This is a genomic window from Streptomyces sp. NPDC046881, from assembly GCF_040645015.1.
Classification (GTDB): Bacteria; Actinomycetota; Actinomycetes; order Streptomycetales; family Streptomycetaceae; genus Streptomyces.
On sequence record NZ_JBEYXJ010000030.1, the window covers coordinates 23,947 to 37,199 of the forward strand.

12 protein-coding genes and 1 tRNA gene are annotated in these 13,253 nt (G+C 72.0%); 6 read left to right on the forward strand and 7 right to left on the reverse strand.

The annotated features are described in order from the left end of the window. Nucleotides 1–5: 5 nt before the first annotated feature. From ABZ923_RS17045 to ABZ923_RS17065, 5 genes are all read left to right on the forward strand, one after another. Nucleotides 6–1,937 carry a copper resistance protein CopC gene (locus tag ABZ923_RS17045; protein WP_361471762.1) on the forward strand — a complete coding sequence of 644 codons (1,932 nt, stop codon included), beginning with the start codon at nucleotides 6–8 and terminating at the stop codon, nucleotides 1,935–1,937. Between the two features lie 7 nt (nucleotides 1,938–1,944). Then, the gene (gene efeB, locus ABZ923_RS17050) at nucleotides 1,945–3,231 is read left to right on the forward strand and encodes an iron uptake transporter deferrochelatase/peroxidase subunit (protein ID WP_361471764.1); all 1,287 of its coding nucleotides are present in this window, start codon (nucleotides 1,945–1,947) and stop codon (nucleotides 3,229–3,231) included. A gap of 80 nt (nucleotides 3,232–3,311) precedes the next feature. Next, on the forward strand, nucleotides 3,312–4,244 hold the full coding sequence (gene pheA, locus ABZ923_RS17055; RefSeq protein WP_361471767.1) for a prephenate dehydratase: 933 nt from the start codon (nucleotides 3,312–3,314) through the stop codon (nucleotides 4,242–4,244). Nucleotides 4,245–4,832: 588 nt separating this feature from the next. Continuing rightward, nucleotides 4,833–6,110, forward strand: a complete 1,278-nt coding sequence (serS, locus tag ABZ923_RS17060; protein WP_361471770.1) for a serine--tRNA ligase — start codon at nucleotides 4,833–4,835, stop codon at nucleotides 6,108–6,110. Beyond that, the gene (locus ABZ923_RS17065) at nucleotides 6,107–6,904 is read left to right on the forward strand and encodes an HAD family hydrolase (RefSeq protein WP_361471772.1); all 798 of its coding nucleotides are present in this window, start codon (nucleotides 6,107–6,109) and stop codon (nucleotides 6,902–6,904) included. Before serS ends, ABZ923_RS17065 begins: the two co-directional genes overlap by 4 nt. 24 nt (nucleotides 6,905–6,928) lie before the next feature. On the opposite strand, the gene ABZ923_RS17070 is transcribed toward ABZ923_RS17065, so the two are convergent. After that, a complete protein-coding gene (locus tag ABZ923_RS17070) occupies nucleotides 6,929–8,251 on the reverse strand; it encodes a delta-60 repeat domain-containing protein (RefSeq protein ID WP_361471775.1) in 1,323 nt (440 codons plus the stop codon). Nucleotides 8,252–8,436: 185 nt separating this feature from the next. Here ABZ923_RS17070 and ABZ923_RS17075 point away from each other — a divergent pair, with 185 nt between their 5' ends. Continuing rightward, a complete protein-coding gene (locus ABZ923_RS17075; protein ID WP_361471778.1) occupies nucleotides 8,437–8,838 on the forward strand; it encodes a hypothetical protein in 402 nt (133 codons plus the stop codon). Nucleotides 8,839–8,861: 23 nt separating this feature from the next. On the opposite strand, the gene ABZ923_RS17080 is transcribed toward ABZ923_RS17075, so the two are convergent. The 6 genes from ABZ923_RS17080 to ABZ923_RS17105 form a co-directional block, all read right to left on the reverse strand. Continuing rightward, nucleotides 8,862–8,968: transfer RNA gene (locus ABZ923_RS17080), tRNA-OTHER, on the reverse strand. Between the two features lie 262 nt (nucleotides 8,969–9,230). Beyond that, nucleotides 9,231–9,470, reverse strand: a complete 240-nt coding sequence (locus ABZ923_RS17085) for a hypothetical protein (protein ID WP_361471780.1) — start codon at nucleotides 9,468–9,470, stop codon at nucleotides 9,231–9,233. 88 nt (nucleotides 9,471–9,558) lie between these two features. Beyond that, the gene (locus tag ABZ923_RS17090) at nucleotides 9,559–10,278 is read right to left on the reverse strand and encodes an ABC transporter permease (RefSeq protein ID WP_361471783.1); all 720 of its coding nucleotides are present in this window, start codon (nucleotides 10,276–10,278) and stop codon (nucleotides 9,559–9,561) included. A 10-nt stretch (nucleotides 10,279–10,288) separates the two neighbouring features. Then, nucleotides 10,289–11,200, reverse strand: a complete 912-nt coding sequence (locus ABZ923_RS17095; RefSeq protein ID WP_361471785.1) for an ABC transporter ATP-binding protein — start codon at nucleotides 11,198–11,200, stop codon at nucleotides 10,289–10,291. Beyond that, the gene (locus ABZ923_RS17100) at nucleotides 11,200–12,117 is read right to left on the reverse strand and encodes an ABC transporter permease subunit (protein WP_361471788.1); all 918 of its coding nucleotides are present in this window, start codon (nucleotides 12,115–12,117) and stop codon (nucleotides 11,200–11,202) included. Before ABZ923_RS17100 ends, ABZ923_RS17095 begins: the two co-directional genes overlap by 1 nt. Beyond that, nucleotides 12,107–13,075 carry an ABC transporter ATP-binding protein gene (locus ABZ923_RS17105; RefSeq protein WP_361471886.1) on the reverse strand — a complete coding sequence of 323 codons (969 nt, stop codon included), beginning with the start codon at nucleotides 13,073–13,075 and terminating at the stop codon, nucleotides 12,107–12,109. Before ABZ923_RS17105 ends, ABZ923_RS17100 begins: the two co-directional genes overlap by 11 nt. Between the last annotated feature and the right edge of the window lie 178 nt (nucleotides 13,076–13,253).

Here is a 13,253-nt window from a genome sequence, read left to right on the forward strand (position 1 = left end):
CCACCGTGACCCGGACCATCACCCCCCGCCTGCGGATCCTGGTGCTGCTGTTCATCACCGTCACCGGCGCACTGCTGGCGGGCGCGGGACCGGCCTCCGCCCATGCGGCGCTGACCGGCAGCGACCCCGCACAGGGGGTGGTGGCCGACAAGGCGCCCACCCAGGTGTCGCTCACCTTCTCCGAGAAGGTGGCGTTGAACGACGACTCCCTGCGCGTCCTCGACCCCAAGGGCAGGCCGGTGCAGACGGGCAGCCCCGCCAACGTGAGCGGGACGACGTACGCCGTGCAGCTCAAGAGCGGCCTCGCCAAGGGCACCTACACCGTCACCTACCAGGTCGTCTCCGCCGACAGCCACCCCGTCGCCGGCGCCTACACCTTCTCCATCGGGGCGCCCTCGCAGACCGTCGTCTCCGGCACCGGGCCGGCCGCCGGCGGCGGAGTCGTGGGCGGGCTCTACGCGTTCGGGCGGTACGTGTCGTACGCCGGCTTCATCGTGCTCGCCGGCGGCGCCGCCTTCGTGCTCGCCTGCTGGCAGCGCGGCGCTGGCGTACGGCCCCTGCAGCGGCTGGTCGTCGGCGGCTGGGTCGCGCTGACCGCGGCCACCCTGTGGCTGCTGCTCCTGCGCGGCTCCTACACCGGCTCCGGGAAGGTCGCCGACGTCTTCGACCTCGACCTGCTCGGCCAGGTGCTCCAGACCAAGACCGGTGCCGCCCTGGTCTCCCGGCTGCTGCTGCTCGCCGCCGCCGCGCTGTTCGTCGCCGTCCTCTTCGGCACCTACACCCGCCGCGAGGACGGAGAGGACAAGCGCGACCTGACCTTCGGGCTCGCGGTCGGCGGAGTGGTCGTCGCGGCCGGGCTCGCGGCCAGCTGGGCCATGGCCGAGCACGCCTCCACCGGGCTCCAGCCGGGCCTCGCCATGCCGGTCGACGTCGTCCACCTGCTGGCCGTGGCCGCCTGGCTGGGCGGCCTCACCGCCCTGCTGACCGCCCTGTACCGGGCACCCGCCGACATCCCGGTCGAGGCCGCCGCCGTGCGGCGCTACTCCCGGGTGGCCTTCGGTTCCGTCCTCGCCCTCGTGGTCACCGGCGTCTACCAGTCCTGGCGGCAGCTCGGCTCCTGGTCGGCGTTCACCGAGACCCGCTACGGACAGCTGCTGCTGGTCAAGATCGCCCTGGTGGCGGTGCTGGTCGGCATCGCGGCCGTGTCCCGGCGCTGGACCGGCCGGCTCACCGACCCGGTCGCCCGTACCGGGAAGGCGACGCGCAGGACCCAGGTCCAGGCCCGCAAGGAGCAGGTCGCCGCCTCGCAGAAGGCCGGCGGCGGCAAGGGCGGCGGCACCGGCGCCCCCGACTCCGGACGTGCCGCCCAGCTCGCCCGGCAGCGCGCGGCCGTGGACGCCGCCCGCGAGAAGCGGCTGCGCGACGCCGACCCGAACCGCTTCGGCCTGCGCCGCTCGGTGCTCGCCGAGGCCGGCGTCGCCCTCGTGCTGCTCGCCGTCACCACCGCGCTCACCCAGACCGAGCCGGGCCGCACCGAGCAGGAGGCCAAGGCGGCCACCTCCGCGTCGGCCGGCTCCGACACCTCGGCGACGTCCGGCGCGCTCACCCTGGACATGCCGTTCGACACCGGCGGCGCCGACGGCAAGGGCGTCGTCAGCATCGACCTCGACCCCGCGCGCGTCGGCGGCAACGAGATGCACGTCTACGTCCAGCGGCCCAACGGCCGGGCCTTCGACGTCCCCGAGGTGAAGCTCTCCTTCACCCTGGAGGCGAAGAAGATCGGCCCGCTCCCCGTGAACCCCGACCACATCGCCACCGGCCACTGGTCGGCGAACGGCGTGCAGATCCCCATGGCCGGCGACTGGAAGATCGCCGTCACGGTCCGCACCTCCGACATCGACCAGGTCACCGTCTCCAAGAACGCGCAGATCGGCTAACCGCACCATGCCCGACCAGTCCGTCCCCCAGGCCCGTACGCCCGAGGCGCCGCCGGCGCGGCCCGCACCCGTCCCCGGCACCGGCGGCATTTCGCGGCGCGCCCTGCTGGGCACCGCCGGCGCCACCGGCCTCGTGCTGGGCGCCGCCGGCGGGGCCGTGGGGTACGCCGCCGCGCCCGCCGGGGCCACCCCGCTGACCTCGGTGGGCTCCGACCGGGCGATGTTTCACGGGAAACATCAGCCCGGCATCACCGAGGGCCTCCAGGCGCGCGGCCATCTCGTCGCCTTCGACCTGGCGCCGGGCGCGGGCCGCAAGGAGGCAGCGGCCCTGCTGCGCCGCTGGTCGGCGACGGCCGAGCGGCTGATGGCGGGCGAGGACGCCCCGCACGGCGACACCGGTGTGGCCCGGGACGCGGGCCCGTCCTCGCTGACCGTCACCTTCGGCTTCGGCCACGGTTTCTTCGGCCGGACCGGCCTGGAGAAGCAGCGGCCGGCCGCCCTGGACCCGCTGCCGGCCTTCTCCTCCGACCAGCTCGACACGTCCCGCAGCGACGGCGACCTGTGGGTGCAGATCGGCGCGAACGACGCCCTGGTCGCCTTCCACGCGCTGCGCGCGATCCAGAAGGACGCGGGCTCGGCCGCGCGGGTGCGCTGGCAGATGAACGGCTTCAACCGCAGCCCGGGCGCCACCGCCCACCCCATGACGGCCCGCAACCTCATGGGCCAGGTCGACGGCACCCGGAACCCGAAGCCCGCCGACGCCGACTTCGACCGGCAGATCTTCGTGCCCGCCTCGGGCGCGCCGGCCTGGATGGCGAACGGCTCCTACGCCGTCGTACGCCGGATCCGCATGCTCCTGGACGACTGGGAGAAGCTGTCGCTCGCCGCCCAGGAGCAGGTCATCGGGCGCCGCAAGGCCGACGGGGCACCGCTGTCCGGCGGCGACGAGACCACCCCGATGGACCTGGAGAAGACCGACGCGCACGGCGACTACGTCGTCCCGCGGAACGCGCACGCGCGGATCACCCGGCCCGACCAGAACGGTGGCGCGGCCATGCTGCGGCGCCCGTTCTCCTACCACGACGGCATCGACGCGGACGGCACGCCCGACGCCGGTCTCCTCTTCGTCTGCTGGCAGGCGGACCCGCTGCGCGGCTTCGTACCGGTGCAGCGCAAGCTCGACCGGGGCGACGCGCTGTCGAAGTACATCCGGCACGAGGCCAGCGGCCTGTTCGCGGTGCCGGGCGGGGCGGCGAAGGGCGAATACGTGGGTCAGCGGCTGCTGGAGGGGTGAACCGGGTTCAAACCACCCGGTCGAGTGGCATTCATGAGACACGTGCAACGGGTCTCCCCGCGGCCATTAGGGTGAGTGACATGCCAGCGAGCTATGCCTATCTCGGCCCGGAGGGCACCTTCACCGAGGTCGCTCTGCGCACGCTTCCGGAGGCGGCCACCCGGGAGCTGATCCCGTACGTGTCGGTGCAGTCCGCGCTGGACGCGGTGCGGGCCGGCGAGGCCGAGGCCGCGTTCGTGCCGATCGAGAACTCCGTCGAGGGCGGCATCACCACCACCCTGGACGAGCTGGTCGCCGGCGAACCGCTGATGATCTACCGCGAGGTGCTGCTGTCGATCACCTTCGCGCTGCTGGTCCGCCCCGGCACGAAGCTCACGGACATCAAGACGGTCTCCGCGCACCCGGCGGCCCAGCCCCAGGTGCGCAACTGGCTGCGCGCCAACCTCCCGGACGCCCTGTGGGAGTCGGCCGCCTCCAACGCGGACGCCGCCCGGCTGGTCCAGGAGGGCCGCTACGACGCCGCCTTCGCGGGCGAGTTCGCCGCCGCCCGGTACGGCCTGGAGGCGCTGGAGACCGGGATCCACGACGCGGAGAACGCGCAGACCCGGTTCGTGCTGGTCGGCCGCCCGGCCCGGCCGGCCGCGCCCACCGGCGCCGACAAGACCTCGGTGGTGCTGTGGCAGCGCGACGACCACCCCGGCGCGCTGCGCGACCTGCTCGGCGAGTTCGCCTCGCGGGGCATCAACCTGATGCTGCTCCAGTCCCGGCCGACCGGCGCCGGCATCGGCAATTACTGCTTCTGCATCGACGCCGAGGGCCATATCGCCGACCGGCGGATGGCGGAGGCACTGACGGGACTGCGGCGGATCTGCCTCCAGGTCCGCTACCTCGGTTCCTATCCCCGTGCCGACATCGCACCGGGCGAGGCCGGACCGACGCCGCCGGGCACGTCGGACGAGGAGTTCATGGCGGCGGCGGACTGGGTGGCGCGCTGCCAGGACGGCCGGTTCTAGCCCCTCCACCCTCGGTCCGCACCCGGTCGTACCTGCATACGAACGTTATCCACAGGAGTTATCCACAGGCGCCCTTCTCGACCTGGGGACAAGTCGACAGGACAGGGCCACCGGGTCGACAAATCGCCCTGGAACCCCCGACGGAGGCCATCCGCCCCTGGGTCACCCTTCGTCCACCTGTTTCCTTTGGTTCATCTTTTGGGGCGACCGTTTTCCACCCGAACGTGGGTGTCGACAGGGTTTGACCCGGGAATTCTTCAGCGCGTTCGCGCTTTCCGGAGTGATCAATTCCGAAATCCACAGACCTTCCACACAGCCTGTGGATAACTCTTGGGAGGGTGTGGATTCCTGTGGACAACCGGGCCGCCAAATCCCGTTTCCCCCAAGGGAATCGGGTCAACCGGGCGCCTGGGGCCTGCTCCGTCCCAGGGAGTGAGACACTTTTCCCTTGACGCACACCGTGGACGTACGGGGCCTGACGGAGTGACACGCTCGGCAATTAACGCATAACGGACGGTAAGCCGCGAATCAGAACTCCCCGGAATAGTGATTCGTGAGCCACGACCCCGCACCGGTAGCCTTGGCCACGTGATTGACCTTCGCCTGCTCCGTGAGGACCCCGACCGTGTGCGCGCGTCCCAGCGCGCCCGTGGAGAGGACGTCGCGCTCGTCGACGCCCTCCTGTCTGCCGACGAGCGGCGCAGGTCCTCCGGCGTCCGCTTCGACGAACTGCGCGCCGAGCAGAAGCAGCTCGGCAAGCAGATCCCCAAGGCCACCGGCGACGAGAAGGCCGAGCTGCTCAAGCGCGCCGAGCAGCTGAAGGCCGACGTCAAGGCCGCCGACGCCGAGCGCGACGCGGCCGACGCCGAGACCCAGGAGCTGCTGCTCCGGCTCGGCAACCTCGTCCACCCCGACGTGCCCGTCGGCGGCGAGGAGGACTTCGTCACGCTGGAGACGCACGGCACGATCCGCGACTTCGGTGCCGAGGGCTTCGCGCCCAAGGACCACCTGGAGCTGGGCCAGCTGCTCGGCGCCATCGACGTCGAGCGCGGCGCCAAGGTCTCCGGCTCCCGCTTCTACTTCCTCACCGGCGTCGGCGCCCTGCTGGAGCTGGCCCTGGTGAACGCGGCCATCGCCCAGGCGACCGCCGCCGGCTTCACGCCGATGCTGACCCCGGCGCTGGTCCGCCCGCAGTCCATGGCCGGCACCGGCTTCCTCGGCCAGGCCGCCCAGGACGTCTACCACCTCGACAAGGACGACCTGTACCTGGTCGGCACCTCCGAGGTCCCGCTGGCGGCCTACCACATGGACGAGATCATCGACGCCGACCGGCTGCCGCTGCGGTACGCGGGCTTCTCCCCGTGCTTCCGCCGCGAGGCCGGCTCGCACGGCAAGGACACCCGGGGCATCTTCCGCGTGCACCAGTTCGACAAGGTCGAAATGTTCTCGTACGTCGCGCCCGAGGACTCCCAGGCCGAGCACCAGCGCCTGCTGGAGTGGGAGAAGCAGTGGCTGACCTCGCTGGAGCTGCCGTTCCGCGTCATCGACGTCGCCTCCGGTGACCTCGGCTCCTCGGCCGCCCGCAAGTACGACTGCGAGGCGTGGATCCCGACCCAGGGCAAGTACCGCGAGCTGACCTCGACCTCGGACTGCACCGAGTTCCAGTCCCGCCGGCTGTCCATCCGGGTCCGCGACGGCAAGCAGGTCAAGCCGCTCGCCACCCTCAACGGCACGCTGTGCGCCGTACCGCGCACGATCGTGGCGATCCTGGAGAACCACCAGCAGGCCGACGGCTCCGTCCGGGTCCCCGAGGTGCTGCGCCCGTACCTGGGCGGCCGCGAGGTCCTGGAGCCGGTGTCCCGGTGAGCTTCCCCTACGGGCTCGTCGCCACCGACCTCGACGGAACGCTGCTGGGCCCGGACGAGACGATCTCGCAGCGCACCCGTGACGCGCTCGCCGCGGCCACCGCGGCGGGCGCCGCGCACATCGTCGTCACCGGCCGCGCGGTCCCGTGGACCCGGCACATCCTGGACGACCTCGGCTACGACGGCCTCGCCGTCTGCGGCCAGGGCGCCCAGGTCTACGACGCCGGGTCGCACCGCCTGCTGACCTCGGTCACCCTGGACCGGCAGCTGGCGGGCGTGGCCCTGGCGAAGATCGAGGCCGAGGTGGGTCCGCTGTATCTGGCGGCCAGCCGGGACGGCCTCGACGGCGAGGTGCTGGTGGGCCCGGGGTACGCGGTCACCGGCTCGCTGCCCGCGACCCCGTTCACGGACGCCTCCGACCTCTGGACGGCGCCGCTGAACAAGATCTACATCCAGCACCCGACGCTGAGCGACGACGAGCTGGCGGACGCGGCCCGGCGGACGGCCGGCGGCTTCGTCACGGTGGCCATGGCGGGCGCGGGCATCGTCGAGCTGCTGCCGCTCGGCCTGTCCAAGGCCACGGGCCTGTCGCTGGCGGCCCGCAGGCTGGGCCTGAAGGCCGCCGACACGATCGCCTTCGGCGACATGCCCAACGACATCCCGATGTTCGCCTGGGCCTCCCACGGCGTGGCCATGGCCAACGCCCACGAGGAACTGAAGGCGGTGGCCGACGAGGTCACGTCGTCCCACGAGGAGGACGGCATCGCGGTGGTGCTGGAGCGGCTGCTCGGCTAGCGGGGCAGCGCGCCGCCCGCCCGGTCACGGCAGGTAGCGGGCCAGGGCCAGATAACTGTCGGCGTCCCCGGCGGCCACGATCCTGCCGTCGGCCTGCACCGCGACGTCGCGCGCGTGGTCGGACGCCCCGGGGGAGAAGTCGGTGACCACCTTGCCGTCACCGGAGAACCCGGTGTCCAGGCCGCCGTCCGTGGTGTAGCGCGCCAGGGCCCAGTCACCGCCCCGGGTGCCGGCGGCGACCAGCTCGCCGTCGGACTGGAGTGCCAGGTCGTGTGCGCGAGCGCCCGCCGCGAACGTCGTCGTCACCTTGCCGTCCCCGTCGAACCCGGAGTCCAGGGAGCCGTCGGAGTTGAGCCGGGCCAGCGCGAACCGGCTGCTGCCGCCGGAGGGCGTGACGTACCCGGCGACCGCCATGTCACCACCCGGGACGAGCACCAGCCCGTACCCCTGGGCCTCCCCGCTGAAGCTCACGACCCGCTTGCCGTCGCCGTCGAACCCGGAGTCCAGGCTGCCGTTCGCGTTATAGCGGACCAGGGCGAAGCCCGGCCGGTAGCCGGGGTTGCCGAGTCCGACACCGCCGGCGACGACGATCCGGCCGTCGGACTGCACCGCCACGTCCTGGGCGATCGAGATGTCGCCCCCGGAGAAGTGCGTGGTCAGCCGGCCGTCGCCGCTGAAGGTGGGGTCCGGGTTGCCGCCGGAGTCGTAGCGGGCCACCGCGATGTCACCGCCGGACTGGCCGACGGCGACGATCCGGCCGTCGGACTGCACGGTGACCGCGTAGGCGTCGGCGGCGCCGTCGTCGCCGAAGTCGGTGATCGTACGACCGCCGTCGCCGAAGCCGGTGTCCAGATCCCCGTCGGGCTGGAAGCGGGCCACCGTGAACCAGCAGCAGCCCTCGGACCCGGGCCGTTGCGAGGTGCCCACGACGACGATCTTGCCGTCCGGTTGCAGCGCGACACCGCGGGACACTTCCTCGCCCTGCTGGAAGTCGGTGGTGACGACGCCCTGGTTTCCGAAGCCGCTGTCCAGGGTGCCGTCGGGGTTGTACCGCTCCATCGCGAAGTCGGGACCGGTGCCCTCGCCGTAGAAGCTTCCGAGCACGACCAGCTTGCCGTCGTCCTGTACGGCGAGACCGTGCCCGTCCTCCGGGGCGGAGAGGTTGAGGCTGACCACTCTTCCGCTGCCGCCGAACGAGGGATCGAGGTCACCGGAGGCGGCCTGCGCGGGACCGGGCGAGGCGAGCAGGAGCGCCAGCGCCGCGGCGGCCGCGGTGCCGGCCCGGACCGGCAGCCGCCGGAGCCGAGGGAGACGACCCCGAAGAGGGCCACGAAGGGAGGAGAACATGCCCGCACATGCTAGAAGCGGCAAAACTGCCTGTACCAGGACACGCTGACCATACGGCCGTACGGGTCCTTCGTCGCGCGACATGCCCCGGCCGGACACCCCCGCGCGGCACATACGCTCATACTTCGGTCCGACCGGCCCGCCCGGACGGCCTGGTTCCGTGCCGGTTGCTAGATTCGGCGGCCATGCGATCACGCGACTACGACCTCGACTTCCGCGACCGCGCCAGCCGGATACGCGCCTGGGGCATCGGTCTGCTCGCCGTGGCGGGGCTGCTGTGGACCTGGTGCGCCGTCCTGCTGCTCACGCCGTACGAGGCGGAGCGCAAGCCGGACGACCAGTACCCCAGGCAGTGCGAGTCCCGTCTGCTCACGGACCGCGGCACCGCCAACGAGGGCCTGTACAAGGGCGATTACTGCGCGAACGAACGCGACTGGCCCGAGGTCCTGGCCGTTCTCGGCCTGTCCGTCCCGGTCTCCCTCGCCGGCGCGGTCCTCCTCACGACCGGCATGGTCCAGCGCACGATGAGCGCCCACGCGGAGGCGATGCGGGAACTGGACAGGATCGCGGACGCACGGGGCGCCTAGCGCCGCGGGGCGGCGACGTCTCGCGGAGGATGCACGGATCGAACGTGCGCGGGCGTTTCCGCGCCCGACCACGACTCGCTCGTGCGGGAACACAGAGCGAGCCGGTGCCTTACCACTCGGCCAATCCTCCGGGTGGGCGGTCCACGCGAGAGCGACATCGCGTGCTCGAAGCGACCGCCCCGGGCAGCTTCCGTGGCTCCACGGAGCGGTAGGGAATCACCCCGGAGCCGGCCTCGGGCTGCCCTGTCGGGAGCTGGGCGTACTGCCGTGCATGGACATCGCCCACCTCCGCTCCCAGTCGGTGACGCCGGGACGATCCCGGCGGATGGTGCACAACCACTGTGCCTCGCCACCGAGTTGGGCGCCACCGAATAAAACCGAACAAACGGCCGCTACCGGCGGCGCCATCTGCGGCGCCGCGCCTTGCCGAAGAACCAGCCGGCCGGAGGCTCCTCGGAGCGCCAGGGCTGCGGCTCCGGCGCCTCGGCCCGCCAGCGCGCGGCGAGCATCCGGGCCCGGGCGGACGGCTCGGAGGTCTCGGCCGCCCGGACGAACGCCTCGTCCAGGACGACGTCGTTCCAGACGTCCTCGCCGGCGGGCCCCCGTCCTTCCTGCGGCGTCTCCTCAGCCATTCCGTGGCCTCCCAGCCGTGATCCGTCCTGCCCAGTGTGCCCGGGGCGGGGTCAAGTCCCCGTCAAGGCCGCAGCGGTCCCTCGGGGCTCACTCCTCGCCCGCCAGCGTCAGCGAGCGCAGCTTCTGCCCGGCGTACCAGGTGGCCAGCACGGTGACCGCCACCAGCAGCACGGTGGCCGTCGGCAGGCCCACCTCGGAGGTCACCAGGTCCCCGCCGGCCAGCTTGTGGGCGACGGCCAGCGACCACTGCTGGACGCTCAGGGTGCGCGCGCCCGGCACCAGGGAGCCGAACAGCGCCTCCCAGACCAGGGCGTAGACCAGCCCGAAGACCACCGCGTGCCGGGAGACCGTGCCGAGCAGCAGGAAGAGCGCCGAGTAGGCGATGGAGGAGACCAGCGCGGCGACCATGTAGGCGACGGCGATCTGCTGGCCGTTGCCGTTCAGGATCAGGCCCGCGATCAGGGTCGGCACCGCCGAGAAGACCATGGTCACGGCGATGGCGACGATCAGCTTGGTGAAGATGATCGCGGGTCGCTTGAGCGGCTTGGACAGCAGGTAGACCACGGAGCCGTCGTCGATCTCCGGGCCGATCGCGCCCGTACCCGCGATGACACCGATGATCGGCACCATGGTGGCGAGCGCGAACCCGCCGAGGACGTCGGCGGCCGTCTGGTCGTCGGCCCCGGTCAGGGCGCGCACGGCCACGGAGATCACGATGAGCAGCAGCGGCAGCGCGCCGAGGATGAGGGCCCGGCGACGGCCGAGCAGGGCCCGGTAGGTGAGCCGGGCGACGGTGGGGTCGTACATCTTCGGCCTCCTACGCCGCGACCAGATACGAGAAGACGGACTCCAGTGACTCGTCGGACGGCGAGACCGTGTGGAGCCGGATGCCGTGGTCACGGGCGACCTTCGGCAGCAGGGCGGTGAAGCGGCCGAAGTCGACGGCCTGGATGCGCAGGGCGCCCTCGGCGTGGTCGACCTCGATGCCGGCCGTGGAGGGGTCGGCGATCAGCGCGGCCGCGAGGGCGCGGTCGTCGCTGGAGCGCACCAGGTAGCGGTGCGGGCGGTCGGTCATCAGGCGGCGGATGCGGCGGAAGTCGCCGCTGGCCGCGTGCCGTCCGGCGACGACGACCTCGATGTGCCGGGCGAGCTGCTCGACCTCCTCCAGGATGTGCGAGGAGAACAGCACCGTGCGGCCCTCGTCGCCCATCCTGCGCAGCAGGTCCATCAGTTGCATGCGCTGGCGCGGGTCCATGCCGTTGAACGGCTCGTCGAGCAGCAGCAGCGAGGGGTCGTGCACGAGGGCGCTGGCCATCTTCACGCGCTGCCGCATGCCCTTGGAGTACGTGGAGATCTTCCGGTCCTGCGCGTACTCCATCTCGACCGTGGCGAGGGCGCGCCGGGCGGCCTTGTCGCCGAGGCCGTGCAGTTCGGCGTTGGCGACGACGAACTCGCGGCCGGTGAGGAAGTCGTACATCGCCTCCCGCTCGGGGACGATGCCGATGTGCTTGTAGATGGACTCGTTGCGCCACACCGGCCGGCCGTCGAGGGTGACCGTGCCGGTGGAGGGGGCGAGGAAGCCGCCCATCATGTTGATCAGGGTGGACTTCCCGGCGCCGTTGGGGCCGAGCAGGCCGGTGACGCCGGGGCCGATGGTCATGGTGATGTCGTTGACGGCGACGACGTTGCCGAACCAGCGGGAGACGTGGTCGATGGAGAGCGTGGTCATCACAGGCCCACCTTCCGGTAGCGGCGGACCAGGAGGCCGTAGCAGGCGGCGGTCAGGCCGAGGACGAACAGGACGTAGACCGCGCCCTCGCCGCCGGACGGGCCGGTCCCGCCGGGGAAGGCGGAGCTGCCGCCGAGGAAGGCGGACTGCACGCCGTCGATCAGTGTGATGGGCGAGAACAGGCCGATCCACGGGACGGCGCTGCTGCTGCCCTGGGTGTCGGCGATGGCCTGGAGGGTGGACACCGCGCCGTAGGAGATGGTCAGTACGGCGATCACGGCGGCGATGCCGAAGCCGCGGCGCGGGGTGAACGCGGCGATGACCAGGCCGATACCGGCGAAGAGCAGTGAGAGCAGGGCCACGGCGACCAGTCCCTGGGCGAATTCCTTGGTCTGGTGGGCAAAGCCCATCTTGGACAGCAGCGCGCCCGCGTACATCACGAGCAGCGGGGCGCCGGTGAGCACGAAGAGCGCCGAGGCGAGCGCCGCGAACTTGGCGCGGACGTAGTCGGCGGTCTCGATGGGCCGCGAGAAGTACAGCGGTACGGTCTTGAAGCGCAGGTCGCGGGAGACCGCCTGGGGTGCCTGCGAGGCGACGTACAGGCTGATCACGGCCTGCATGATGATCGCGTACCGGGTGTAGGCGACCGGCAGTTCGTGCGCCTTGGTGGCGACGGCGACGGCGACCATGATGGCGGCGGGCACGCACATCACCGCGAACAGCAGCATCGGCAGCACCTTGGACTTCACCGAGCGGCCGAGGCCGTAGGAGCCGCGCAGGGACTGCGAGTACAGCGAGCGGCGGGCGTAGGCGCGGCCGAGGCGCGGGCCGTCGTAGCCGCGGTAGCCGATGTCGTGGATGCGGGTCTGGTCGCCGGCGGGCGTCGCCGCCGCGTACGTGGGCTGCTCAACCGCCATGGCCGACGGCCTCCTTCCGCTGTTCGTCGCTGCTGCCGGTGAACACCTCGGAGATGTGGTGCCGGCGCTGTTCCATGCGGACCAGGCCGAGGCCGAGGTCGGCGACCACGTCCCGGACGAGGTCGTAGGTCTCGTCGCCCGTGGCGGTCAGCAGCAGGATGTGGCCGGCGCCGGGCAGGCCGCCGGCCTCCGCGTGCGTGTCGGCCCCGCGCGCGTGGAGCGCCTCGCGGACCGCGCGGGTGCCGTCCGGGTGGGTGTCGCTGTCGGTGACCTCGATCGCGAGGGTCGTCGTGGTCTGGGTGAAGTCGGTGGTGGAGCTGGAGCGCAGGAGCTTGCCGCCGTCGATGACGACGACGTGGTCGCAGGTGCGTTCCAGTTCGCCCAGCAGGTGCGAGGTGACCAGCACGGAGATGCCGAAGTCGGTGTGGATGCGGCGGATCAGGCCGAGCATGTCGTCGCGGCCGACCGGGTCGAGGCCGTTGGTCGGCTCGTCCAGGAAGACCAGCTGCGGGTCGTGCACCAGCGCCTGGGCGAGCTTGACCCGCTGCTTCATGCCGGTCGAGTAGCCGCCGATGGGGCGGTACCGCTCCTCGTACAGGCCGACGTGGCGCAGCGTGTCGGCGGTGCGCTCGCGGGCGGCGGTGGGCGGCAGGCCGGACATGCGCGCCATGTGGACGACGAACTCGGTGGCCGAGACGTCCGGCGGCAGGCAGTCGTGCTCCGGCATGTAACCCACGCGCTCGCGGATGGCGGCGCCCTTGGTGGCGACGTCCAGGCCGAGCACCTCGGCGCGGCCCTCCGTGGCGGGGGCCAGCCCCAGCAGGATCTTGATCAGGGTGGACTTGCCGGCGCCGTTGGCCCCGACGAGTCCGGTCACACCGGGTCCGATGTCCACGGACAGCCGGTCGAGAGCGGTCACCCGGGGGAACCGCTTGCTCAGGCTTTCGGTCGCGATCACAGTCACGTCTTCGACGGTAGTGATCCGGACCACGTCCGTCGTCAGACCTCAGAGCCGTTTGCCCCTCCGCCCCAGGTATTACGGGGCCTTAGGGGTTGCCCACCCACGGGTGGGGCCGGGGACGTCGGAACCGCCGTCGTCCACCGCCCTTGATCCCGCCTATTGACGCCGCCTCTAA

Excerpts from the sequence above, each read along its gene's own strand:
- ABZ923_RS17095 (WP_361471785.1), bottom strand. The coding sequence starts at position 11,200 with ATGACCACGCTCTCCATCGACCACGTCTCCCGCTGGTTCGGCAACGTC.
- ABZ923_RS17085 (WP_361471780.1), bottom strand. The coding sequence starts at position 9,470 with ATGGCTGAGGAGACGCCGCAGGAAGGACGGGGGCCCGCCGGCGAGGAC.
- ABZ923_RS17100 (WP_361471788.1), bottom strand. The coding sequence starts at position 12,117 with ATGGCGGTTGAGCAGCCCACGTACGCGGCGGCGACGCCCGCCGGCGAC.
- ABZ923_RS17090 (WP_361471783.1), bottom strand. The coding sequence starts at position 10,278 with ATGTACGACCCCACCGTCGCCCGGCTCACCTACCGGGCCCTGCTCGGC.
- efeB (WP_361471764.1), top strand. The coding sequence starts at position 1,945 with ATGCCCGACCAGTCCGTCCCCCAGGCCCGTACGCCCGAGGCGCCGCCG.
- ABZ923_RS17070 (WP_361471775.1), bottom strand. The coding sequence starts at position 8,251 with ATGTTCTCCTCCCTTCGTGGCCCTCTTCGGGGTCGTCTCCCTCGGCTC.
- ABZ923_RS17075 (WP_361471778.1), top strand. The coding sequence starts at position 8,437 with ATGCGATCACGCGACTACGACCTCGACTTCCGCGACCGCGCCAGCCGG.
- pheA (WP_361471767.1), top strand. The coding sequence starts at position 3,312 with ATGCCAGCGAGCTATGCCTATCTCGGCCCGGAGGGCACCTTCACCGAG.